This window comes from Saccharomonospora cyanea NA-134, from assembly GCF_000244975.1.
Classification (GTDB): Bacteria; Actinomycetota; Actinomycetes; order Mycobacteriales; family Pseudonocardiaceae; genus Saccharomonospora; species Saccharomonospora cyanea.
In genome coordinates this window covers 4,190,861-4,214,756 of record NZ_CM001440.1, presented here as the reverse complement: position 1 = coordinate 4,214,756, position 23,896 = coordinate 4,190,861, and the positions used below count along the sequence as shown (strand labels likewise).

The window sequence follows — 23,896 nt, the reverse complement described above, 5'->3', positions numbered from 1 at the left end:
GAGGGCCACCGTCCCGTGCCGGGCCGGTGGCCCTCGCCGTCAGAGCAGGGGCGGCACCATGGCTTCGATGAGGTGGGGGCCGGGTTCGGACACCGCGCGGCGGAACTGCTCCGCGAGCTGCTCGGCCGTCTTCGCGCGGGTCGCCGGGACGCCGAAGCCCTCGGCCATCCTCACGAAGTCGAGGTCCGGTGTGGACAGGTCGAGCAGCCCGCTGGCCTTCGGCCCGGACGACTCCGCGCCGACCCGCTGCAACTCCATCCGCAGGATGGCGTACGCACGGTTGTTGAGCACCACGGTGGTGACGTCGAGGTTCTCCCGCGCCTGCGTCCACAGTGACTGAACGGTGTACAGAGCACTGCCGTCGGACTCCAGGTTGATCACCGGTCGGTCCGGAGCCGCGATGGCCGCGCCCGTGGCCACCGGCATCCCCTGGCCGATCGCGCCGCCCGTCAACGTCAGCACGTCGTGGCGGGGAGCTCCCGCCGTCGCCATCGGCACGAGCAATCCGGACGTGTTGGCCTCGTCGGAGACGATCGCGCCCTCGGGCAGCAGCGCGCCGATCACCTGCGCCCAGTTCTGCGGCGTCAGGTCACCGGTGGGCAGCTCCGGCCGCTGGGCGGGTGCGAGGTCCGGCTCGACATCGGCAGCCACCTCGTCCGCCAGCTCCTCCAGCGCGGCGACGACGTCGTCGCCCACCTCGGCCAGGGTGTGGACGTGTGCGCCCTCCGGTACGAGGTCGCTCGCCTTGCCCGGGTAGGCGAAGAACGACACGGGCGCACGCGTGCCCGCGACGACGACGTGCCGCACGCCGTCGAGCTGGTAGGCCACCTGCTCGGCGAGGTAGCCGAGCCGTTCGATGTTGGGCAGACCGGCTCCGCGCTCGATGCGTGCGGGGAACGTCTCCGCGAACGGCTTGGCGCCGGTGGCCTTCGCGATCCGGCTCAGCGCACGCAGGCCCGCTTCGCGACAGGCGACCCCACCGACCAGCAGGGCCACGGGCTCGCCCCCGCGCAGCACCTCGGCGACCGCCTTCACCACGTCCGACGCCACCGGACGCGGGGCGCGTGGAGGCACCGGCGCGGCGGGTGTGCCGCCGTCGCCCCACGAGACGTCGGCGGGCAGGACCAGCGTCGCCACCCGGCCGGGAGCGTCCTGGGCCGCCGCGACCGTCGCCGCGGCGTCGGCGCCGACGTCGGCCGTGCTCGGCGACCGCCGCACCCAGCCGTTCAGCGATCCGGCGAGGGCCTCGATGTCGGACTCCAGCGGAGCGTCGAACTTCTTGTGGTAGGTCGCGTGGTCGCCGATGACGTTGACGACCGGCGTGTTCGCGCGGCGGGCGTTGTGCAGGTTCGCGAGCCCGTTGGCGAGGCCGGGACCGAGGTGCAGCAGTGTCGCGGCGGGTTTGCCCGCCACCCGGCCGTACCCGTCGGCGGCACCGGTCACCACGCCCTCGGACAGCCCGAGCACGCCCCGGATCTGGGGCACGTCGTCGAGTGCGGCGACGAAGTGCATCTCGGACGTCCCGGGGTTGGTGAAGCACACGTCCACGTCGGCGTCGACGAGCGTGCGGATCAACGACTGGGCACCGTTCATGGCCATGTTCAATCCTCCCGGCCGAAGAGCACACCGGGGTTCAGAATCCCGGCGGGGTCGAACGCCCGCTTCACTCGGCTCATCAGTTCGATCTTGACTGGGTCCTCCAACCGGAGGAAGTGGTCCTTCTTCGCGCGTCCGATGCCGTGCTCGCCGGAGATGGCACCACCGAGTTCCATCCCCGCGGCGAAGATCTCGTGCAGGAGCCGGGCGCGCTTGTCCGGGTCCTTCTGGAACACGGCGAGGTGCACGTTCCCGTCACCCGCGTGGCCGCAGCCGACCACACCGGACTCCGTGCGCGCCGCGGCGGCCTGCGATTCGGCGAGGAACGCCGGGAGTGCCGAGCGCGGCACCACGACGTCGATCACCTCGTCGGCGCCTGCGGCCTTGGCGGTCCAGAACGCCTTCTCCCGCGCCTCGATGAGCTTGCGAGCGGACGGTCCTTCGAGCACGTAGGAGTCCGAGGCCCCGAGCTCGGCGAGCAGTGCTCCGACGGCCTCGACGTCGCCCGCGAGCCGGTCGGCGTCCCGGTTCTCCAGACCCACGACGAGGTAGGCCTGCGACGCCTCGCGTACGTCGTCGGGGATGCCGAGCGACAGCTGCGCGGTGTGGGTGATGGCGGCCATCGTGAAGGCGTCGATGTATTCGAGGATGTGCGGCGCGAGACCGCTGGAGACGATGCGCGGCACCGCGTTCATCACCGTGTCGAGTGTGGGGAAGGGCGCGAGCACCGTCGCGCCGTGGGCGAGACGGGGGTGCAGTTTGACGATCACTTCGGTGGCGAGCGCGAGCGTGCCCTCCGAACCGATGATGAGCTGGGTGAGGTCGTAGCCGGTGGAGGTCTTGACGGTGCGGCCTCCGGTGCGGACGAGCTCGCCCGTCGGCAGTGCCGCCTGGAGGCCGAGGATGTTGTTGCGGGTGACGCCGTACTTCACGGCGCGCATGCCGCCCGCGTTCGTGCCGACGTTGCCGCCGACGCTCGCGCTCATCTCACCGGGGTAGACGGTGTAGCCGAGGCCGACCTCGGCGGTCTTGACGTCCAGATCGGACAGTGTGACCCCGGGCTGCACCACGGCGACGTGGTTGGTGGTGTCGATGTCGAGAATCGCGTTCATCCGCTCGAAGGACACGACCATGCCGCCTGCCAGGGGGCGCGCCGCGCCGGAAAGGCCGGTGCCGGAACCCCGCGCGGTCACGGGTACGGATTCCTCGGTGGCCAGCCGCAGCACGGCGGCGACCTCTTCGGCGGTTCCGGGTTTCACCACGTGAGCGGGCCGGACCCGGTCTCCGGCGAGCGTCTCGTCGCCGGTGTAGTCGTCACCGACGGCGTCGCCGCTCGCCACGTTGTCGGCGCCGACGATCTCGGCCAGCCGCTGTGCTACGTCGCCCATGGGCGAGCAGCCTAGTACGGTCCGGCTCCCGTCGGCTATGAATCATTCTCGCGTTTTTGGCTTCGGACGAAAGCGGGGCCGACCCCGCGCCTGGTGCCGGCCCCGCTTTCGTCATGCCTGTGACGTCGTTTCTCAGACCAGCCAGCCGAGCAGGTGGGCGAGGTGCGCCAGCAGCCCGGTGAGGAGGTCGGTCGAGTGCACGGCGATGATCTGCATGAGGGGCTCCTTCACCAAAAGGATTCGTTGGCAGTACAGCGAATTGGTGTGCGCACACCGCTTTCGAAAGCGAGATCGACAATTCCAGGAGGAGGCGCTCGCTGTCAAAGATCCAGGTGTGCGGACGGAGCCCGAGGTGAAATCCCCTCAGTTTAAACACGTACCTCTTTCGGGTTTTACAGAGGGGCCAGTGTTTTCAGTCGGACGTGACAATTCGTGTTCGCCCGACCGGGTCGTTCTGCTGCGATGAGTTTTCACGTGTCCGTTTCGGACCTCCGGTCCACTCCAAAGAGTTACCACGTCAGTACTATGCGTGAATATCGCAACATTACCCGGTCGGGTGAACACCGCTGTGTCAAGCGCGGGCGAACGTCATGGTCTCCCCCTCGACCCCGCGCAACCACAGATCCTGGGCCGCGGCGGCCATCTCGTCGAGGCCCTCGATGATCGTGGCGAAGACGTTTCCCGGCACCCAGCCGGCGTCCCCGTTGATCAGCAGATTGTTGCGGCCGTAGAAAATGGCGAGATCGGTCGCGCCCTGCGCGCTGTGCGCCTCGCTGCCCTCGTCGTAGCCGTACGCGGGGTTGCCGATCTCCCACGCCTCGAACCCGAAGTACACGACGTCACCGGGAATGGGTGTCACCGTGGGGTTCTCACGGCCCGGTTTCGGGTCGGCGAACGGCGGGACGAGGGTGTAGACCTCGTTGCGGGCGTACTTCGCGTGGTACGCCGAACCGCTCTGGGGCAGGGCGTCCCACACCGCCCGGCACGTCCTCGGTGCCTCGGCGTCGAGCAGACGAGCGCGGCAGGAAACACCGCGCTTGTCGAGCGTGATGGTGATGTAGCGGGCCAACGGGTACTCCTCGTCAGACGGGATCGGTCACCGGCTCAGGCGCCGGTGACCGAGGCGACGACGTCGGCCCAGATCTCCAGCGCTTCGTCGATCTGCTCGGCGGTGACGACCAGTGGCGGGATCATGCGAACGACGTTCATGAACGCCCCGCACGTGAGCAGCAGCAGGCCCTTCTCGGCCGCGGCCTTCTGCACGGCCTGGGCGGTGGCGCCGTCCGGCTTGCCGTCGGCCGTGACGAACTCCGACCCGACGAGCAGCCCCAGCCCGCGCACGTCACCGATGCCCGGCGTCTTCTCGCCGACCGCCTTCGCGCCGTCGAGCAGTTGCCTGCCCCGTGCCGCCGCGTTCTCGACGAGGTTCTCCTCCCGGATCACGTCGAGGGTGGCGATGGCCGCCGCACACGACACGGCGTTGCCGCCGTAGGTGCCGCCCTGAGAGCCCGGCCAAGCCTTGCCCATGAGGTCCTTCGACGCGGCGATGCCCGACAGCGGGAAGCCGCTGGCGAGGCCCTTCGCGATGAGCACGACATCGGGGCGGACGTCGAAGTGCTCGTGGCCCCAGAACCGGCCGGTGCGCCCGAAACCGGTCTGGATCTCGTCGACGACGAGGAGGATGCCGTGCTCGTCCGCGCGGCGCCGCAGGCCCGCCATGAACTCGGTGTTCGCGGGCACGTACCCGCCCTCGCCCAGCATCGGCTCGACGAAGAACGCGGCCGTCTCCTGCGGCGAGGTCTGTGTGGCGAACAGGTAGTCCAGCTCGCGCAGCGCGAACTCCGTGGCCGTCCGCTCGTCCCACCCGTAGTGGTAGGCGTACGGGAAGGGCGCCACGTGCACGCCGCCCATGAGTGGCGAGAAACCCGCGCTGAAGCGGGTGCCGGAGGTGGTCATGGACGCCGCGGCCACCGTCCGGCCGTGGAATCCACCCTGGAACACGACGACGTTGGGTCTTCCGGTGGCCTGCCTGGTCAGGCGCAGCGCGGCCTCGACGGCCTCGCTGCCGGAGTTGGCGAAGAACAGGGAGTCGAGTCCCTTCGGCAGGACCTCGCCGAGCCGTTCGCTCAGTTCGAGCAGGGGCCGGTGCATCACGGTGGTGTACTGGCCGTGGATCAGTTTGCCGACCTGTTCCTGGGCGGCGGCCACCACGCGGGGGTGGCAGTGTCCGGTGCTGGTCACACCGATGCCCGCCGTGAAGTCGAGGTGTCGGCGTCCGCTCGTGTCGTAGAGGTAGGCGCCCTCGCCGTGATCGACGACGACAGGGGTGGCCTGCTTGAGGATCGGGGAAAGCTGGGCCATGTCAGCGTGCTCCTTTGGGACGCGGCGGTGAACGGGGTCGGACGGCGGTGAACGGGGTCGGACGGCGGTGAACGGGGTCGGACGGCGGTGGACGGAGTTGGACGGAGTTGGACGGCGGTGGACGGTGTTGGACATCGGGGGTGAGGGTGTGCTCACCTCGGTCGTGAGGGGAGCCCCGCATGTGTCGCGGTCGTGTCACCCTCGGGGTTGTAGATTGTCAACAATATTCGTAGCATGGCGCTCGCAGCGGCGCAATCAGCGACAGCAGGGAGTCTTCATGAGCGCGGTGACCGAGTCGGGCGTGGTGGACGCCGTCACCAAGGAGCTGTTCATCGGCGGCAAGTGGACGCCCGCCACCAGTGGCGCGACGTTCCCCGTGCACGACCCGGCGACGGGGGCGGTGCTCTGCGAGGTGGCCGATGCCTCCGCCTCGGACGGCATGGCGGCTCTGGACGCCGCCGTCTCGGCGCAGGCGGAGTGGGCGGCCCACCCGCCGAGGGAGCGAGGTGAGATCCTGCGCAGGGCCTACGACGCGCTGTTGGCGCGCCAGGAGGAACTGGCCCTGCTGATGACCCTCGAGATGGGCAAGCCGCTGGCGGAGTCCCGCGGCGAGGTCGCCTACGCCGCGGAGTTCTTCCGCTGGTTCGCCGAGGAGGCGGTGCGCATCGACGGCGGGTACGCCGTGGCTCCCAACGGCAGCGGCCGGTTCCTCGTCACCAAGCAGCCAGTGGGGCCGTCCCTGCTCATCACGCCGTGGAACTTCCCGATGGCGATGGGCACGCGCAAGATCGGTCCGGCCGTGGCGGCGGGCTGCACCATGGTCGTCAAGCCCGCCGAGCAGACGCCGCTGTCCATGCTGGCGCTGGCGCGGATCCTCGCCGACGCGGGACTGCCCGACGGCGTCCTCAACGTCGTCACCACGTCCGACGCGGGTGGCGTGATGGAGCCGCTCATCCGTGACGGCAGGGCCCGCAAGCTGTCGTTCACCGGCTCGACGGCGGTCGGCAGGCTCCTGCTGGAGCAGTGCGCCGACAAGGTGCTGCGCACATCGATGGAACTGGGGGGCAACGCGCCGTTTCTGGTGTTCGACGACGCCGACCTCGACGCCGCCGTGGAAGGCGCCATGCAGGCCAAGATGCGCAACATCGGTGAGGCGTGCACGGCGGCCAACCGTTTCTACGTGCAGCGCGGTGTGGCCGACGAGTTCGCCCGCAGGCTGACCGAGCGCATGTCCGCGTTGCCCATCGGCCGTGGCACGGAGGAGGGCGTCGTGGTCGGCCCGCTGATCGACCACGATGCCGTGACCAAGGTGGGCGAACTCGTCGAGGACGCGGCCAGGCGCGGTGCCGAGGTGCTGACCGGCGGCGCGACCGTGGACGGGCCGGGCAACTTCTACCAGCCGACCGTGCTCACCCGCGTGCCCGCCGACGCGCGCATGTCCCGCGAGGAGATCTTCGGCCCCGTCGCGCCGATCTCGGTGTTCGACACGGAGGAGGAGGCCCTCGCCGCCGCGAACGACACCGAGTACGGGCTCGTCGGGTACGTCTACACCAACGACGTCAAGCGCGCCCTGCGTGTCAGCGAGCGATTGGAGACGGGCATGGTGGGCCTGAACCAGGGCATCGTGTCGAACCCCGCGGCACCGTTCGGCGGTGTCAAGCAGTCCGGCCTGGGGCGGGAGGGCGGCACCGTCGGCATCGACGAGTTCCTGGAGACCAAGTACGTCGCGGTGAGCCTGTGAGTGCGCCGGTGAGGACCTACGAGATCGCCACCATCCCCGGCGACGGCATCGGTGTGGACGTCACCGTCGAGGCACGCAGAGTGCTCGACGCGGCGGCGGCCGAACACGGCTTCGCGCTGCGCTGGACGGAGTTCGACTACAGCTGCGAGCGCTACAGCGACACGGGCGCGATGATGCCGGAGGACGGCGTGTCGACGCTGTCCGGCTTCGACTCGATCCTGCTGGGCGCGGTCGGGTTCCCCGGCGTCCCGGACCACGTCTCGCTGTGGGGTCTGCTGATCCCGCTGCGACGTGCGTTCTCGCAGTACGTCAACCTCCGCCCGGTGCGGTTGCTGCCCGGCACCACGTCGGTGCTGGCGAACCGTACGGCCGACGAGCTGGAGATGGTCATCGTCCGCGAGAACTCCGAGGGCGAGTACTCCACGCTCGGCGGCAGGCACAACCAGGGGCAGCCGGGGGAGTTCGTGCTCCAGGAGTCGGTGTTCACCCGCGTCGGGGTGGAGCGCATCATCCGGTACGCGTTCGAGCTGGCCCGCACCCGGTCGAAGCGTGTCTGCTCGGCGACCAAGTCGAACGGCATCATCCACACGATGCCGTTCTGGGACGAGGTCTTCGAACTCGTCGCCGCCGAGTACCCGGACGTGGCGGCCGAGCAGTGCCATATCGACGCGCTCGCCGCGAGGGTGGTGCAGCAGCCGGAACGGCTGGACGTGATCGTGGCGTCCAACCTGTTCGGCGACATCCTGAGCGACCTCGCAGCGGCGGTGACGGGCGGACTCGGCATGGCCCCCTCCGGCAACATCAACCCGGAGCGCACGCACCCGTCGATGTTCGAGGCCGTGCACGGCAGCGCCCCGGACATCGCGGGAAAGGGCATCGCGAACCCGGTGGCGCAGATCCTCGCGGGCGCGATGATGCTCGAACACCTCGGTGAGACCGAGGCCGCGCGGGCGGTCGACGCGGCCGTCGAGAAGGTGCTGGCCGAGGGGCGCGTGGCGACTCCCGACCTCGGGGGCGAGGCCACGACGGAGCAGCTCGGCACCGCCATCGCCGAGGCCGTTTAGCACGCGGCGGACCTGCGGCGGGTGTCAGTCCGGCGGGAGTGGGCACCCTGCGCTTCATGAGGGTGTTCGGTGTCCCCCTGCCGGGGCCGCTGTCCGTCGTGGGAGCCGCCGTCGGCACCGCGCGCGGCGTCGTGTCGCTCGTGGGCACGCCCCCGCCCCGCGTGGTGGCGGGTTCGGACCACCTCTACGTCGACGTCCACGGCATCCACGGTGAGGGCGGTGCGCGGATCGCCCGGCGTATCGAACGCGCCGTCGAGGCTCATCCGGGAGTGGCGTGGGCCCGGGTCAACGGCCCTTCGTCGCGGCTGTGCGTGGCCGTGACCGAACCCCGGCCCCGGCCCTCGGAGATCGCGGCGATCGTTCGCAGGGCCGGCAGCACCCCGGCCGCACCCGACGACGAGGCCGCGGAGGACGAGATCCAGCACCCGGCCGACGGCCTGCGCGGCACGCGGGTGGTCCCGACCCTGGCCGTCGACCTGCTCGGCTTCGTGATGTCCCTGCTCACCCGGATCGCCCCGTGGGCACCGCTGCCCCCGGAGGTGGCCGCGCTCATCGGCGTGGCCGAACACCACCCGGCCGCCAAGGACGTCGTGGCCCGCCGTGCCCGCAGTCACACCAGAGCCGATTCGCTCACGTCGATGACGGGAGCGGTCACGCAGGGACTCGCGGCGGGCAACGAGGGCATCGTGCTGGACGTGGTGCAGCGGGTGGGCCAGTGGCGGGAGGCCCGGGCACTGTGGCGTGCGTGGTGGAACGTCGAGAAGGACGTGGTGACGGGCCCGGACGCGGTGGCTGCGGAGGTGTTGCCGACGGCGAGGCCGCCCAGGGAGGGGGAGGTCGAGCGCTACCAGCGGACGGCGTTGCGGGCGGGCCTCGTGGCAGGCACGGCGGCGTTGCCGTTCCTGGGGCCGCGCAAGGCACTGGCCGTGGGCCTGGCGACGATGCCGAAGGCGGCCGAGACGGGAAGGTCGGCGTTCGGCAGCGCGCTGGGGCGCGCGCTCGGCAGGCGAGGGACGGTGGTCATGGACCGTTCCGTGCTGCGCCACCTGGACTGTGTCGACGCGGTGGTGCTCGACCGTGCCGCGTTGAGCACGGGCAGGCTCGCCCTGTCGGATCTCGTCGCGCTGCCGGACGCCGATCCGCACGAGGTGGCCGAGCGGGCCTGGCGGCTCTTCGGGACGGGGGAGCGGGCGGAAACCGAGGTCACCGACGGCGACTGGTGGCTGGGGCCCGTGGACGGCCGGGAACTCGACGGATCTCGTGGGGAACAGGAGCGTGAGCGTCTCGCCCGGCGAGGCACCGCGCGGGTGCTCGGGCTCGGCCGGGGCCGCCGCCTGCACGCGGTCCTGGGACTGCGGAACGAGATGCTTCCCGGCGCTCACCTGCTGTCACTGGCCGCCCAGCACAGCAGACTTCCCGTGCACGAGACCGACGATCCGGTGGACGCGGTGCGGGACCTCCAGCGCCGTGGTCACGGCGTGCTGCTGGTGTCCGGTGACTGCCGCGCGCTCGCCATGGCGGACTGCGGGGCGGGAGTGCAGCTCGAAGGGCAGCCGCAGCCGTGGGGCGCGCACGTGCTGGTGGGCACGGACCTCGGGACGGCGGCGTTGCTCATCGAGGCCGTCGGCGCGATGAAGACCATGAACGCCCAGAGCGTCCGCATCAGCCAGACCGCCTCGGGGGTCGGCATGGTCGCGGCGTTGCGTGGTGGCCGGACCAACCCCACCAGTCGGGCGATGCACGCCGTCAACGCCGGTGCGGCCATCGCGTTGGTCAACGCCCGCAGACACGCGGCACGCCTGCGGGAACCGCGTGCCGTGGAGGTCGCCGACACGGTGCCGTGGCACGCCATGCCGGTGACCGCCGTGCTCGAACGGCTGTCCTGCTCGGACGGCGGGCTGACCGAACGGGAGGCCGCCCGCAGGAAGGTCGAACGCGGAGGCGGGCGCGAGCTGGGTACGAGCTTCGGCAGCGCGTTCCTCGCCGAGCTGGCCAACCCGTTGACGCCCGTGCTGGCGGGAGGCGCCGCGTTGTCGGCGGCCGTGGGATCGCCGACGGACGCCGGGCTGGTGGCGGCGGTGGTCGGGATCTCCGCGCTGGTCGGTAGCCTCCAACAGCTCGGCACCGAGCGCAGGCTCGCCGACCTGCTGCGGCGCTCGTCGGTGAGCGCGACCGTGGTGCGGGACGGGGACGAACGGGTGCTGACCGCCGAGGACCTCGTGCCCGGCGACCTCGTGGCCCTCACGGCGGGCGACGTGGTGCCCGCCGACTGCCGGGTCGTGGAGGCAAGCGGTTTCGAGGTGGACGAGTCCTCCCTCACCGGGGAGTCACTGCCCGTGGCCAAGACGCAGGCGCCTGTAGTGGCGTCGGAGGTGGCCGAACGCTCGTCGATGGTCTACGAGGGCACCACCGTGGCGGCCGGGCAGGCGACGGCCGTGGTGGTGGCCGTGGGCGACGACACGCAGGCCGGGCGCAGCATGGCCACCGCGAGGGAAGCCGCTCCCACGACCGGTGTCGAGTCACGGCTCACCGAACTGACCCAGCGCAGTCTGCCGCTGGCGGTCGGATCGGCGGCCGCGGTCGCCGGTTCGGGGCTGCTGCGGGGAGTGCCGTTGCGCGAGAGCATGGGCGCGGCCGTGAACCTCGCCGTGGCGTCGGTGCCCGAGGGGCTGCCGTTCCTCGTCAACGCGGCGCAGTTGGCGGCGGCGCGGCGACTCGCCGAGCTCGGAGCACTCGTACGCAATCCCCGCAGCATCGAGGCGCTCGGCCGGGTGGACGTGCTCTGCTTCGACAAGACGGGCACGCTCACCGAGGGCAGGCTCAGCGTCAGCGAGGTGGACGACGGACACGTGCGGTCGCGTGTGGACACCCTGACCGAGTCGCTGCGGCCCGTGCTGGCCGCGGCGCTGCGGGCGACCCCCCACTCCGACGTTCCCGAAGAACTGCCGCACGCCACCGACCGAGCCGTGGCGGAGGCCGGCGCGAGACTCGCCATCACCGCGGGGTCGGGAGCCTCGGGCTGGCGGGAGTTCGCGACGGTGCCGTTCGAACCCTCCCGCGGTTTCCACGCCACGGTGGGCCGCACCCGAAAGGGGCTGCTGCTCAGCGTGAAGGGCGCTCCGGAGGAGGTGCTGCCCCGGTGCGACGTCGACGCGCGGACGCGCAGGCGCCTGTCCGCCCGGCTGCGGACACTCGCGCAGGCCGGCCACCGGGTCCTGGCCGTGGCCGAACGACCGATCGAGGGTGACTCGCCGGAGACCGGGTGGGACGAGGACTCCGTGACGGGGCTGCGGTTCCTCGGGTTCCTCGCCATCGCCGACCCGGTGCGCGGCAGCGCCGCACCGGCCGCCGCCCGCCTGCGCGACGCGGGCGTCCACATCGTCATGCTGACCGGTGACCATCCGGCGACAGGCGAGGCGATCGCCGCGGAGATCAACGGCCACGACGACGGGCTCCACGTCATCACCGGTGCGGAGTTGGACGAGCTCGACGAGGCCGGGTTGCGGGAGATCCTGCCCGAGGTCGACGTGATCGCGCGGTGCACGCCCGCGCACAAGGTGCGGATCGTCGAGGCGTACCGCGCGTTGGGCCGGACGGTCGCGATGACGGGGGACGGTGCCAACGACGCACCGGCCATCCGGCTCGCCGACGTGGGCATCGCCCTCGGGGGCAGGGGAACGCCCGCGGCCCGCGCGGCGGCCGACGTCGTGGTGGCCGATGACAAGCTCGAAACGATCATCGCCGCGCTCGTGGAGGGCCGGGCCATGTGGGCGTCGGTGCGTTCGGCGCTCGGCGTGTTGCTCGGCGGCAACCTCGGTGAGATCGCGTTCAACGTGCTCGGTGCGGCGCTCACCGGCCGTTCACCGCTGAACGCGCGGCAACTGCTGCTGGTCAACCTGCTCACCGACCTCGCGCCGTCGATGGCGATCGCCTCCCGGCCACCGGAGGGGGACACCGTGGACGACCTGCTGCGGGAAGGACCGGAGAGTTCGCTCGGCAAGCCGCTCTACAGCGAGATCGGTGTCCGGGCGGGCACGACCACCCTGGGAGCGACCGCCGCCTGGACCCTGGCGAGATTCACCGGGCGCAGGCGCAGGGCGAGCACGGTGGCGCTGGCGGCGCTGGTCGGCACACAGCTCGCCCAGACGCTCGCGGAGGGATGGCGCAGCCCTGCCGTCCTCGCCAGCGGCCTCGGGTCCGCGGCGGTGCTGGCCGGCATGGTGCAGACTCCCGGGGTGAGCCACTTCTTCGGTTGCACGCCGCTCGGCCCGGTGGGCTGGACCACGGCCGTGGGCAGTGCCGCCGCGGCCACGGCGCTGGGAGCACTGGCCTCCTGAGACCGGCGCCCGGACGCCGACGGCGCTGGTTCCGGAAAGGGAGGATCGTGATACGCGCAGCACGAGAAGGTGACCTGACGATCTGCCAGGAGATCGAGCGCGCGGCGGGAGCGCCGTTCGCCGACCTCGGCATGTCGGCAGTGGCCGAGGACGAGCCACCGGGCCTGGACGTTCTCCGTGCGTTCCAGCGCTCGGGCCGGGCGTGGGTCCACGTCGACGACGACGACGTTCCGGCCGCCTACCTGCTTGCCTCGATGGTCGACGGTGCCGCGCACATCGAGCAGGTTTCGGTCTGCCCCACACACGCGAGGCGACGCCTGGGCCGGGCACTCGTCGAACACCTCGCCCAGTGGGCCCGCCGACGGCACGTCGAAGCCCTGACGCTGACGACCTTCACCGAGGTGCCGTGGAACGGCCCCTACTACCAGCGCTGCGGATTCCGCTACCTGACCGACGCCGAAGTGGGACCCGAACTGCGCGCGATCCGGGCGGACGAGGCCGCACGTGGCCTTGATCGGTGGCCAAGGGCCGCCATGCGCCGCGACCTGCGTCGCTCGTCCGCCGTCACGGCTCCGGGGTGGCACCCGTGACCAGGCTCTTCTCCGGCGCCAGGCGTTGCACGGCGTCCTCCATGTGCGCTTCCAGCAGCGCGAGCAGGAGTTCCTCGTCGCCGTCACGCAGGGCCTCGATGATGCGGTTGTGCTCGGCGATCCGCTCGTCGACGCCCTGGGAGTTGCGCCGGTACGTGCTCTGCAGCGCGGACAGACACATCCGGGTCTCGATGAGCAGCGTGCTGGCCATGCGCGCGAGCCGCCTGCTTCCCGCCGCCCCGATGAGCGCCTCGTGGAAGGCGAGATCGGCCTCGCTGAGCGCGGTGGGGTCGTCCTGCTCGTCGGCCTCGGCCATCGCGGCGACCGCGTCCGAGAGGACGTCGGCGACGCGGTCGCGGTCGGGCCCGCGCACGACACGTTGGGCCGCCGCCCTCTCGACGGCCGAGCGGGCCCAGTAGATGTCGTGCACGTCGTCGGGTTCGAGGTCGATCACGAACAGGCCGCGATGCGGTTCGCTGCGCAGCAGCCCTTCGGAAACCAACCGCTGCATGGCCTCACGCAGCGGGCCGCGTGACACCTCGAACCGGGAGGCCAGCTCCGCCTCGCCGAGCTGGGTACCCGGTGGCAGGGTGCCGGTCATGATCGCGTCCCGGAGCTGACGGGCGATGATCGACGCGGTCGACTCCCGGTTGACGGGTTCGATGTCGGCCAGCATGGCTACGTGCCTTTCCTTCGGAACAGGGTGCCCAGTCCGGGCACGGTGGGGATGTCACCGACGAGACGCAGACCCTCCCACACGGTCACCTGGTTGGCGGTCAGGACGGGTTTGCCGAGACGCTGTTCGAGGAGGTCGACCAGCGCGAGTGTGCGCATGGCCGTGTCGGGTACGAGCAGCGCGTCGGCGTCCGGCCGGTCGCGGCCGGCGATCAGCTCCACCACGGCGTCGGGGGAGAGCCGACCGACCTCGGCCGCAGTGACGATATCGGCACTCGACATGCCCACGACGTCCACACCGCCACGGCGGAGGAACTCGACGAACAGCTCGGCCACGTCGTCCGGGTAGCTGGCGGCGACGGCCACCGTGCGCACACCGAGAGCCCTGGCGGCCCGGACGAACGCGAACGAGGTGCTGGAGGCGGGCAGCCCGCCCGCCGCGGCGGAGAGCTGCTCGACCTGCGTGTGCGCACCGTCCCAGCCGTAGACGAAACTACCGCTCGTGCACGCCCACACCACCGCTGCGGGCTCGTGCGCGGCGAGTTGGGCGGCTCCTTCCGCGAGCCGGGCCGGGCTGCCGAGGTCGAGCAGTTCGGGAACCGCGTGGAGGTCGATGCCGTAGATGTGCTCGACCGGCAGTCGCGCCGTGCCGCCGAGGAGCTTCTCGGCGTACGGGTAGTCGTCCTCGGCGGCGTGGTCCGGATAGATGAACCCGACCGAGACGGCCGTGCTGTCCTGCTGGGTGGGCGACAACGGGCACCTCCTACGGCAGATTGTTGACAATCCTACTCAAAAATCAGGACACTTCGCGCAACCACTGGCCCGGTCCCACGATCGGCAGCTCCATGCGCCGCAGGCAGTCCCACATCGTGAGCTGGTTGGCCGTGAGCACCGGCTTGCCGAGCGCCTTCTCGAGCGGCTCGATGACGTCGTAGGTGGGGAGGTTCGTGCAGCTGACGAAGATCGCCTGAGCCTCGGTGTGGTCGGCGGCGAGGATGCGTTCGGCGATCGTGCGGTAGCTGACCTTCCAGATGCCGCCGCCGAGACCGAGATGGTCGCTGGTCACGGTGTCGACCCCCAGTTCGCCGAGGAACTCGTGCAGCCGTTCGGTCAGGTCGGCGTCGTAGGGCGTGAGCACGGAGATCCGGCGCAGGTCGAGCCGTCGCAGCACCTCGGCGAGCGCTCCCGAGGTGGTGACGGCCTCGGGCGCGCCCGCGTCGCAGATGACCTTGCGCAGCGACTCCTCGGCGCAGACCCCGTTGACGAAGCTGCCCGACGTGCACAGATAGGCCACGACCTCCGGCTCCACGTGGAGGACGTCACGTGTGGCGGCGGCGAGGTGAACCGAGTTGCTGACCAGGTGGGCCATCTCCATGCTGACGGGAACGGGCTCGTACGGAGTCCGCGCGAGATGCAGTGACACCTCCATGGGCACCCAGCGCCACAGTTCGCGTTCGAGGGCGAGGTCGAAGGGTGCGATCACGCCGATGCCGCGCTGCGCGAGCGGGCCGTCGAACGAAGGGATGTCGAGTGCTGCGAAATCCAAGGGTCGACCTCCGACGGCTTTTGTGCATGAAGGGACCTCCGGGGGGACTCCTCGGATTGTTGACAATCATACGACTGCCTCATACCGTGTCAACGTGAGCGGCACGGAAAGTCCGGTTCTCGCCGTTTTGTGCGGCGACCGGCGTCCCCCGGACATGGAACCCATCGAACGAGCGGCGACAGTTCGTTACGCCCGCGCGGACGAACTCCCCGACGCCCTTCGCGGTGCCGACGCGCTGTTCGTCTACGACTTCCTGTCGCGGGCCGTCCCCGGCGCGTGGCACGCCGCCGACCGGCTGAGGTGGCTGCACATCGCCAGCGCGGGCGTCGACCCGGTGATGTTCCCCGAGCTGCGTGACAGCGACGTCGTGCTCACCAACTCCCGTGGGGTGTTCGACTCGGCGATCGCGGAGTACGTCCTCGGCGTGGTGATCGCCTTCGCCAAGGACTTCGCCGGTTCGCTGCGCCTGCAGCAGCAACGCGCGTGGCGGCACCGCGAGACCGAGCGCGTCGCGGGCACCTCCGCCCTCGTCGTGGGAACGGGCCCGATCGGCAGAGCGATCGCGCGCCTGCTGGGTGCCGTGGGTATGCGCGTCACCGGAGCCGGTCGCCGTGCCAGGGACGGTGATCCCGACTTCGGGCGGGTCGTGGCGTCGGAGGACCTCACCCGGCACCTGCCCGACTTCGACGTCGTGGTCGCCGTGGCCCCCCTGACCGAGCAGACCAGGGGCATGTTCGACGCGCGCGCCTTCGCGGCGATGCGGCCGGGCGCCCGGTTCGTCAACGTCGGCCGGGGCGAGCTGGTGGTCACCGAGGACCTGGTGTCGGCCCTGCGCGGCGGACACCTCTCCGGCGCGGCTCTCGACGTGTTCGAGCAGGAGCCACTACCGCCCGAGAGTCCGTTGTGGGCGATGGAGAACGTCCTGGTCTCCGCGCACATGTCCGGTGACTTCGTGGGCTGGCGCAACGCGCTCGTGGAGGTCTTCGCCGACAACTTCGCCCGGTGGTGCGGTGGTAGACCCCTGCGCAATGTCGTGGACAAGCGTCTGGGCTATGTACCCTCGACGCCCTGACGCGCGAGCGGCCGTCGTCGACGAGCACGAGGAGAGTCATGTCGAGCACACCCATGCTGACCGCGAGCGAACTCGTCGCCGCGTACTCGTCCGGTGAGCTGTCGCCCGTCGAGGCCACGCGGGCCGCGCTCGACGTGATCGTCGAGCGCGACTCCGACTACCGGGCGTTCACACTCGTCGACCCCGAGGTGGCGCTCGACGCGGCCCGCGGTTCCGAGGAGCGGTGGCGCGAGGGAAACCCGATCGGGTGGCTCGACGGCGTTCCCGCATCGGTCAAGGACATGTTCCTCACCCAGGGCTGGCCGACGCTGCGCGGATCGCTGTGTATCGACCAGGACCAGGCGTGGGAGGTCGACAGCCCCGTCACCGCCCGGATGCGGGAGAACGGTCTCGTGCTGCTCGGCAAGACCACCACGCCGGAGCTGGGCTGGAAGGCCGTGACGGACAGCCCGCTCGACGGCATCACACGTAACCCGTGGAACCCGGCGCTGACCCCCGGCGGGTCGAGCGGTGGCAGCGCGGTGGCGGTGGCCACCGGGATGGGGGAGCTGTCCGTCGGCACGGACGGCGGTGGGTCGGTACGCATTCCCGCGTCGTTCTGCGGCGTGGTCGGGTTCAAGCCCACGGGAGGTCGCATCCCCCTGTACCCGGCGGGTCCGTTCGGCCCGCTCTCGCACGCGGGTCCGATCGCTCGCTCTGTGGACGACGTGGCGCTGCTCCTCGACGTGCTCACCACGTCCGACCACCGCGACCCGTCGTCGCTGCCGCCGCCGCCCGGCACCTACCGTGAGGCGGTTCGCCGTGACGTGCGGGGGCTGCGCGTGGCCTACTCGGCCGACCTCGGCTACGTCGACGTCGATCCGGAGATCGCGCAGATCGTCGTGGCGCTGGTGGCGAAACTGAGCGAAGCCGGGTTGACGGTCGAGGACGCCGATCCGGGCTTCAGCGACCCGGCCGCCGCGTTCGGGGTGTTGTGGTCCACGGGGGCCGCCAAATGGCTCGACTCGTTCCCACCGGGATCCGAGGAGAAGGTCGATCCCGGCCTGCGTGAGGTGTGGGAGCGCGGCCGGACCTACTCCGCGAGCGACTACCTGGAGGCCAACGCCGAGCGAATCGCGTTGGGCATCCACATGGGAGAGTTCCACACGGCCTACGACGTGCTGCTCACGCCCACCATGCCGATCGCGCCGTTCGAGGTGGGACACGACGTGCCACCCGGCGGCGACTACGGGAGCTGGCCGGAGTGGACGCGGTTCACCTACCCGTTCAACATGACGCAGCAGCCCGCCATCACCGTGCCCGCGGGGTTCACCTCGAAGGGGCTGCCCGTGGGACTGCAGATCGTCGGGCCCCGCCACTCCGACGACCTGGTGCTGGCCGTGGCCAAGCTGGTCGAGGAGATCAGCCCGTGGCCGACCGATCGCCCAGCGGGTTCCCGGGACTGACCCGGCGCTCCACCGAACCACCGTGTCCGCAGCCTGTGTACGGGTGTTCGCAGTTTCCGTACGGCGGTGTGTACAGGAAGTGCAAACACGCGTGCGAGAAGTGCGGACACGCGTACGTAACCTGCGGACACGGTGTTGGTGGTTACAGCACCGCGCGTTCCAGGGCCGCCAGGCCGTCCTCCAGGTGGGTGAGGAGACGTTGGAGGTGCGGTACGCGGCGGCGACAGCCCGTGATGCCGACGTCGAGTGTGTCGCCGCTCGTGGTCGTCGTGATGTTCAGGGCCAGCCCGTCGAGCAGCACCGAAGCCGGGTAGAGGCCGTCGAGGCGGGCGCCGTTCCAGTACAGCCGAGTGCGTGGACCCGGCACGTTCGAGATCACGACGTTGAACGCCGGGCGGGTGTGGGTGACGAACCCGGGCAACGGTGCGGCGGCGAACGGCGCGACGTTCAACGCCGACAGCAGCAACGCCTGCAGCGGCGACAGGTCGCTGAACAACCGCTTGCCGTCCGCCATCGATCGCCGGATCACCGCGAGCCGGTCGGCCGGATCCGCCAGGTGGGTGCCGAGGTCGCACAACAGCGCACCGATGCGGTTGCCCGACGTCTCGCCCCCCGCGTGCGGGCGCAGGGACACCGGAACCATCGCCACCAGCGGTGCGTCCGGCAGGGCGTCGTGATCGAGCAGGTAGCTCCGCAACGCGGCCGAGCACATCGCGAGCATCACGTCGTTACGGGACACGCCCGCCGCCGAGGCCACGGCTCCGAGTCGTTCCAGCTCCCACGACTGCGCGGCGAACCGGCGAGCACCGCCCACCGGAACGTTGAACATCGTCCTCGGCGCCTGCAGGGGCAGGGTGAGCCGGTGTTCCCGGAACGCCTCGCCTGCCACGCGGGCGGCGAGCGGCGCCATGCCGGCCAACTCGCTCACCGCGCGACGGCCGGCCCGCAGCATCGTGCGTGGGCGCAGGCCCGGGCGCTCGCGGTCGCCCCGCACGTCGCGGGAGCCCCAGGGAGGCGGACAGTCACGCGCGGTCGGGTCGTCGGTGAGAAAGCTCTGGAGATGGCGCAGTGCCGACACTCCGTCCAGGAGCGCGTGGTGCACCTTGCTGTAGAGGGCGAAGCGGCCGTCGGCGAGACCCTCCACGAGGTGGATCTCCCACAGCGGCCGGTGCCGGTCGAGCGGCGTGCTGTGCCATCGCGACGTCACTTCGAGCAGTTCGCGGATGCGCCCGGGACGCGGCAACGCCGAGTGCCGGAAGTGGTAGTCGAGGTCCAGTTCGGTGTCCTCGACCCACGACAGGTACCCGCGGGTGCTCAGTGGGGTCGCGGGCCGGAGCCGGAACACGTCGCGGACACTGGAGTTCGTGAGCAGGTCCTCCCGCAGTGTTCGCAGGTGGTCGCGGTCCGCGTCGGCAGGAGGGGTGAACAACGCGAGGCCACCGACGTGCATGGGGTGCTCCCGCGTTTCGAGCGCGAGGAACATGGAGTCGGTGACCGGCATCAACCTCATCAGCGCCCCACCTCATCGCCGTCCCAGCACGCCGTGCCGGTGAGTCTACGGTTCACCGGAGTACTAGCGTCGGCGCCATGAGCATCGAGACGGACCCGGAGACCGGGCAGTTCCACCGCGCTCCCAATCACTTCGCCTCCCGTATCACCGCCGACGGCCGTGACGGGTGGCCCGTCGAACCCGGCCGCTACCGCCTCGTCGTCAGCCGCGCGTGCCCGTGGGCCAGCCGGGCACTCGTCGTGCGACGGCTCCTCGGACTGGAGCACGCGCTGTCGGTCGCCGTGGCCGACCCGATCCAGGACGAACGCAGCTGGCGCTTCACCCTCGATCCGGACGGCCGCGACCCCGTGCTCGGTATCCGTTTCCTCGGCGAGGCCTACGCCAAGGCCGACCCGGACTACTCGGGTGGCATCAGCGTGCCCGCGATCGTGGACATACCCAGTGGGAAGGTGGTGACCAACGACTATCCGCAGATCACGCTCGATCTGTCGACGGAGTGGACCGCCCACCACCGGCCCGGCGCTCCCGACCTCTACCCCGAGGCACTGCGGGACGAGATCGACGAGGTGAACGCCGCCGTCTACGCCGACGTCAACGCGGCCGTCTACGAGGCGGGGTTCGCCACGAAGCAGGAGGCGTACGACGACGCCTACGACCGCCTGTTCGCACGCCTCGACGCGCTGTCGGAGCGGCTGGAGACGCAGCGCTACCTGGTGGGTGACACGATCACGGAGGCGGACGTCCGGCTGTTCACCACGCTCGTCCGGTTCGACGCCGTCTACCACGGTCACTTCAAGTGCAACCGCGACAAGCTCACGGAGCTGCCCGTGCTGTGGGCGTACGCGCGGGACCTGTTCCAGACTCCCGGGTTCGGTGACACGGTCGACTTCGACCACATCAAGCGGCACTACTACCAGGTGCACGAGGGGATCAACCCGACGCGGATCGTGCCGAAGGGCCCCGACCTGTCGTTGTGGGCCACGCCCCACGGCCGCGAGGCGCTCGGCGGACGTCCCTTCGGCGACGGCACTCCACCCGGGCCGCCTCCGCGCGAGGAGACCCTGCCCGCCCAGTGGTGACGAAGATCGTATCCTCGCCGCGTGGCGGTGAACGGTGCGCGCAGTCTCGTGAGGACTCTGACCGAGCTCGGAGTCGACGCCGCCTTCGGGCTCCCCGGTGCGCACAGCCTGCCGATCTGGGACGCGCTGGCCGACAGCGAACTCGGAGGTATCCGGCTCGTCGGTGTGCGGCACGAACAGGCAGCGGCCCACGCAGCCGACGGCTACTCCAGGGCGGTGGGCTCGCTCGGCGTCGCCCTCGTGACGACGGGCCCGGGCGCGGTCAACACGTTGCGCGCGGTCGGGGAGGCGAGGGCGTCGGCCTCGCCCGTGCTGGTGATCGCCACGGACGTGCCTTCCACCCCGCGAGCAGCAGGCACCGGACGTGGCTCGGCGCAGGAGATCGACTGCCAGGAGAGGCTCTTCGAGCCGCTGACGAAGGCGGCCTTCACGGTGGAGCAGCCGACCGAGATCGCCGCCGTGGTGCGCCGGGCGGCCGAGATCGCGATGCGGCCGCAGAGCGGTCCCGTGTACGTCGGTATTCCGGCGGACTTCCTCGGTGAGCCGGTCATGGAGCAGCCGGAGCCCGCAGGCCCGGTCGTGCCCGGACCGCCGTCGGTGGCGAGCGAGGACGTGGAGCGCGCGCGGGAGGCGCTGGTGGAGGCCCGGCGTCCGCTGATCTGGGTGGGCGGAGGTGCCCTGCGCTCGGGGGCGGGTGAGGCGATCGGCGGCCTCGCCGAGCGGCTCGCCGCACCCATCATCACCACGTTCGCCGCGCGCGGCATCGTGCCGCCCGATCACCCGTGCCTGGCGTCCAACCCGGTGCACGCGCCCGAGGTGGGTGCGTTATGGGACGAGGCCGACGTCGTGCTCGCGGTGGGCACCGACTTCGACGGCACGATGACGCAGAACGGGCGCATGCCGCAGCCGCCGGGCCTCATCGCGGTGAACATCGACGCCGAGGACGCGGCGAAGAACTACCCACCGGATTTGCTGCTGCTCGGTGACGCGCGGGAGGTCGTGGAGGAGTTGTCGCTGGGCATCTCCCCGAAGCCCGGTCTCGACGAGCTGACGCGCAGGCTCGACGAGATCGAGGTGCGGGTGCGCAGACGGGTGCGCAAGGAGGAGCCGCACGCCGCCGAGTTCCTGTCCGCGCTCAAGGAGACGCTGCCCGAGGGCTCCGTCCTCGTGTCGGACATGTGTGTGGCGGGGTACTGGATCGGTGGCTTCCACCGGGTGTCGGGGCCGAGGCAGCTCGCCCTGCCGACGGGCTGGGGCACCGTGGGTTTCGGTTTCCCCGCGGCGTTGGGCGTCGCCGCCGCGGGTGCGGTGCGGGCCGTGTGCGTGACGGGTGACGGCGGATTCCTGCCCGGATGCGCGGAGTTGGCGACAGCCATCCAGGAGAAGCTGCCCGTCACCGTGGTGATCGTCGACGACGGTGGTTACGGCATGTTGCGCTACGACCAGGCTCACGCGGGGTTCGAACACCACGGCGTCGACCTCGTGACGCCGGACTTCGTGGGGCTCGCCAAGTCGTTCGGCGTCTACGCCGATCGCGTCGACGGCTTCGGGAGGGCGTTCCGGCGGCTGCTGCGCGAGTTCACGCGCTCGGACGAGCCGAACGTGCTCGTGGTGAGCGCGGAGCTGCGCCCGCCGCTGAACACGTCGTCCCGCTGGTATCGGTAGCAGAACACGTGGTAGTACAGCGGGGCACTCGGGAAGGGACGACACCATGACGACCAGCCGACCACCGGCCGAACGGATCCTGCGCGAGTTCGACACCATCGCCGTGGTGGGACTCAGCCGCGACCCCGCGAAGGAGGCGCACTCGGTGCCTGCCGCGATGCGTGACGCGGGCTTTCGGGTCATCCCGGTGAACCCGGTCGCCGAGCCGGGGAGCGTGCTGCTCACCGAGACCGTGTTCCGCAACCTCGGCGAGGCGGCGGAGGCGGGCAGGCCGATCGAGGTCGTCAACGTGTTCCGGCCTTCACCCGAGGCCGCTGCGGTGACACGGGACGCCGTGCGGGTCGGTGCGCGGGCGGTGTGGCTGCAACTGGGCATCGCGTCGGCCGAGGCACGGGCACTGGCGGAGGACGCGGGGATGCTCTACGTCGAGGACGAGTGCATGGCCGTGGTCCGCGCCCGGCTCGGGATCGTGAAGAGCGCCGGAGAAGGCGGAGAAAAGGGCTCTCGGTGACGAAGGTCTCGTAGTAGCATCGCGGTCATGCGCACCCGATGTTGACTGACGCGACCGCGACGTCCGACCGGACCCGAACGCGTACTCGTTCGCCGGCTGCGCCTGTGGGCGTTGCTTTCGGAATCCGTTCCGTTCTATCCGCTGTACGCGCTGTTGTTCGCCGACGTCGGACTGTCGGACGCCGAGATCTCGTGGTTGTTCGTCGCCTGGTCGGTGACAGGCATCCTCGCCGAGGTGCCCAGCGGCGCGCTGGCCGACCGCTTCTCCCGCCGGGGTTCGATGGCGCTGGGTGGGCTCGCCCAGGCTTCTGCCTACGTGTTGTGGACCGCTTGGCCGGGGTTCACCTCGTTCGCTCTCGGCTTCGTGCTGTGGGGAGTCGGTGGGGCTCTGGTGTCCGGGGCGATGGAGGCGCTGCTGTACGACGGGCTGTCGGCGGTGGGCGCTGCCGAGAAGTTCGGCCGGTTCTACGGGCAGCTCGACGCCATCCAGCTCGCCGCCAACGTGCCCGCCGCCGTGGCTGCCACCACGTTGTTCGCCGCCGGTGGCTTCTCACTGGTCGGCTGGGTGAGTGTCGGTGTCTGCGCGGCGGCGGCCGTATCGGCCGCGTGCCTTCCGGAGCCGCCGAGGGCGCAGCCGGACAGTCCCGAGGAGGTCGGGCAGCCGGACAGCTACGTCGGCGTGCTCCGGGCCGGAGCCGTCGAGGCGCTGACCAACCCGGTGCTGCGCGGGGCCGTAACGGCGGTGGCGCTGCTGACGTCGCTGGATGCGATGGAGGAGTACTTCGGTCTCCTGGCCCGTGACTGGGGTGTGCCCACGCAGTGGATCCCCGCGGCGGTGGTGGGCATCCCGATCGCCGGAGCGCTCGGTTCCGTGTGGGCGGGGCGGCTCACACACGTTCGCCCGAGCACCCTGGCGTCGCTCTTCGGCGCGGCCGTCGGTGTGTTCGCCGTCGCAGTGCTGGTGGGGCAGACGGGTGGACTCGTGGGCGTGGCGGTGTTCTACGCCACCTACCGGGCCGTGCTCGTGGTGGCCAACACCTGGGTGCAGGAACGCATTCGTGGCGGTGAACGCGCCACCGTCACGTCGTTCGTCGGGCTGGGCACAGAGCTGGCGTGCATGCTGGTCTACGCCGCGTGGGCGCTGGGACAGGCCGATGCGGTGGTCGTGTTGTCGGTGGCGATCGCGCTGTTCCTGCCGTACGGGCTGCGCCGTCCCGGCCCGCCGCGCCGTAATCGGCCACTGTGGACCATGACGGCGAGAGAACGTGCGCGGTGAGTGACCCTGCCCCGCTGCCACCACACCCGTGGGCGGCGGAC

The 23,896-nt window shown here is 70.9% G+C and carries 18 protein-coding genes; 10 read left to right on the top strand and 8 right to left on the bottom strand.

Translation table 11 applies throughout. From position 1 onward, the window contains the following. Window positions 1-39 precede the first annotated feature (39 nt). The 4 genes from SACCYDRAFT_RS19670 to SACCYDRAFT_RS19655 form a co-directional block, all read right to left on the bottom strand. A complete protein-coding gene (locus SACCYDRAFT_RS19670) occupies window positions 40-1,599 on the bottom strand; it encodes an acetolactate synthase large subunit (RefSeq protein ID WP_005458849.1) in 1,560 nt (519 codons plus the stop codon). A gap of 2 nt (window positions 1,600-1,601) precedes the next feature. After that, the gene (locus tag SACCYDRAFT_RS19665) at window positions 1,602-2,984 is read right to left on the bottom strand and encodes an FAD-binding oxidoreductase (RefSeq protein ID WP_005458848.1); all 1,383 of its coding nucleotides are present in this window, start codon (window positions 2,982-2,984) and stop codon (window positions 1,602-1,604) included. A gap of 571 nt (window positions 2,985-3,555) precedes the next feature. Then, window positions 3,556-4,053: a DUF3830 family protein gene (locus SACCYDRAFT_RS19660; RefSeq protein WP_005458847.1), complete on the bottom strand. Its 498-nt coding sequence runs from the start codon at window positions 4,051-4,053 to the stop codon at window positions 3,556-3,558. A 35-nt stretch (window positions 4,054-4,088) separates the two neighbouring features. Beyond that, on the bottom strand, window positions 4,089-5,345 hold the full coding sequence (locus tag SACCYDRAFT_RS19655; protein ID WP_005458846.1) for an aspartate aminotransferase family protein: 1,257 nt from the start codon (window positions 5,343-5,345) through the stop codon (window positions 4,089-4,091). 277 nt (window positions 5,346-5,622) lie between these two features. Between SACCYDRAFT_RS19655 and SACCYDRAFT_RS19650 the strand changes: the two genes are divergently transcribed. The 4 genes from SACCYDRAFT_RS19650 to SACCYDRAFT_RS19635 are packed head-to-tail and all read left to right on the top strand — an operon-like array spanning window position 5,623 to window position 13,077. After that, complete coding sequence (locus SACCYDRAFT_RS19650) at window positions 5,623-7,086, top strand: NAD-dependent succinate-semialdehyde dehydrogenase (protein ID WP_005458845.1); 1,464 nt, start codon at window positions 5,623-5,625, stop codon at window positions 7,084-7,086. Continuing rightward, window positions 7,083-8,150, top strand: coding sequence for a tartrate dehydrogenase (locus SACCYDRAFT_RS19645; RefSeq protein WP_005458844.1), 1,068 nt, complete (start codon window positions 7,083-7,085; stop codon window positions 8,148-8,150). Before SACCYDRAFT_RS19650 ends, SACCYDRAFT_RS19645 begins: the two co-directional genes overlap by 4 nt. 56 nt (window positions 8,151-8,206) lie before the next feature. Continuing rightward, a complete protein-coding gene (locus SACCYDRAFT_RS19640; RefSeq protein WP_043537418.1) occupies window positions 8,207-12,487 on the top strand; it encodes a cation-translocating P-type ATPase in 4,281 nt (1,426 codons plus the stop codon). A 47-nt stretch (window positions 12,488-12,534) separates the two neighbouring features. Beyond that, entirely contained in the window at window positions 12,535-13,077 is a 543-nt protein-coding gene (locus SACCYDRAFT_RS19635; RefSeq protein ID WP_005458842.1) for a GNAT family N-acetyltransferase, read from the top strand. Here the strand turns inward: SACCYDRAFT_RS19635 and SACCYDRAFT_RS19630 are convergent. Genes SACCYDRAFT_RS19630 through SACCYDRAFT_RS19620 form a run of 3 tightly spaced genes read right to left on the bottom strand, consistent with a single transcriptional unit; the run spans window position 13,052 to window position 15,298 of the window. After that, a complete protein-coding gene (locus SACCYDRAFT_RS19630; RefSeq protein ID WP_005458841.1) occupies window positions 13,052-13,753 on the bottom strand; it encodes a GntR family transcriptional regulator in 702 nt (233 codons plus the stop codon). The genes SACCYDRAFT_RS19635 and SACCYDRAFT_RS19630 overlap by 26 nt on opposite strands. Window positions 13,754-13,755: 2 nt before the next feature. Then, on the bottom strand, window positions 13,756-14,505 hold the full coding sequence (locus SACCYDRAFT_RS19625; protein WP_005458838.1) for a maleate cis-trans isomerase family protein: 750 nt from the start codon (window positions 14,503-14,505) through the stop codon (window positions 13,756-13,758). A gap of 43 nt (window positions 14,506-14,548) precedes the next feature. Next, window positions 14,549-15,298, bottom strand: a complete 750-nt coding sequence (locus SACCYDRAFT_RS19620) for a maleate cis-trans isomerase family protein (RefSeq protein ID WP_005458836.1) — start codon at window positions 15,296-15,298, stop codon at window positions 14,549-14,551. A 154-nt stretch (window positions 15,299-15,452) separates the two neighbouring features. Here SACCYDRAFT_RS19620 and SACCYDRAFT_RS19615 point away from each other — a divergent pair, with 154 nt between their 5' ends. Together SACCYDRAFT_RS19615 and SACCYDRAFT_RS19610 are read left to right on the top strand one after the other, a co-directional pair. Further along, window positions 15,453-16,370: a D-2-hydroxyacid dehydrogenase gene (locus tag SACCYDRAFT_RS19615; RefSeq protein WP_052309139.1), complete on the top strand. Its 918-nt coding sequence runs from the start codon at window positions 15,453-15,455 to the stop codon at window positions 16,368-16,370. 38 nt (window positions 16,371-16,408) lie between these two features. After that, entirely contained in the window at window positions 16,409-17,815 is a 1,407-nt protein-coding gene (locus SACCYDRAFT_RS19610) for an amidase (protein ID WP_005458828.1), read from the top strand. 142 nt (window positions 17,816-17,957) lie between these two features. On the opposite strand, the gene SACCYDRAFT_RS19605 is transcribed toward SACCYDRAFT_RS19610, so the two are convergent. Beyond that, window positions 17,958-19,325, bottom strand: coding sequence for a WS/DGAT/MGAT family O-acyltransferase (locus SACCYDRAFT_RS19605; protein ID WP_005458826.1), 1,368 nt, complete (start codon window positions 19,323-19,325; stop codon window positions 17,958-17,960). Window positions 19,326-19,402: 77 nt separating this feature from the next. Here SACCYDRAFT_RS19605 and SACCYDRAFT_RS19600 point away from each other — a divergent pair, with 77 nt between their 5' ends. From SACCYDRAFT_RS19600 to SACCYDRAFT_RS19585, 4 genes are all read left to right on the top strand, one after another. Beyond that, window positions 19,403-20,404 carry a glutathione S-transferase family protein gene (locus SACCYDRAFT_RS19600; RefSeq protein ID WP_005458824.1) on the top strand — a complete coding sequence of 334 codons (1,002 nt, stop codon included), beginning with the start codon at window positions 19,403-19,405 and terminating at the stop codon, window positions 20,402-20,404. Between the two features lie 21 nt (window positions 20,405-20,425). Then, window positions 20,426-22,069, top strand: a complete 1,644-nt coding sequence (locus tag SACCYDRAFT_RS19595; protein ID WP_005458823.1) for a thiamine pyrophosphate-binding protein — start codon at window positions 20,426-20,428, stop codon at window positions 22,067-22,069. 46 nt (window positions 22,070-22,115) lie between these two features. After that, on the top strand, window positions 22,116-22,580 hold the full coding sequence (locus tag SACCYDRAFT_RS19590; RefSeq protein WP_005458821.1) for a CoA-binding protein: 465 nt from the start codon (window positions 22,116-22,118) through the stop codon (window positions 22,578-22,580). A gap of 111 nt (window positions 22,581-22,691) precedes the next feature. Next, on the top strand, window positions 22,692-23,855 hold the full coding sequence (locus SACCYDRAFT_RS19585) for an MFS transporter (RefSeq protein ID WP_005458819.1): 1,164 nt from the start codon (window positions 22,692-22,694) through the stop codon (window positions 23,853-23,855). Window positions 23,856-23,896 lie beyond the last annotated feature (41 nt).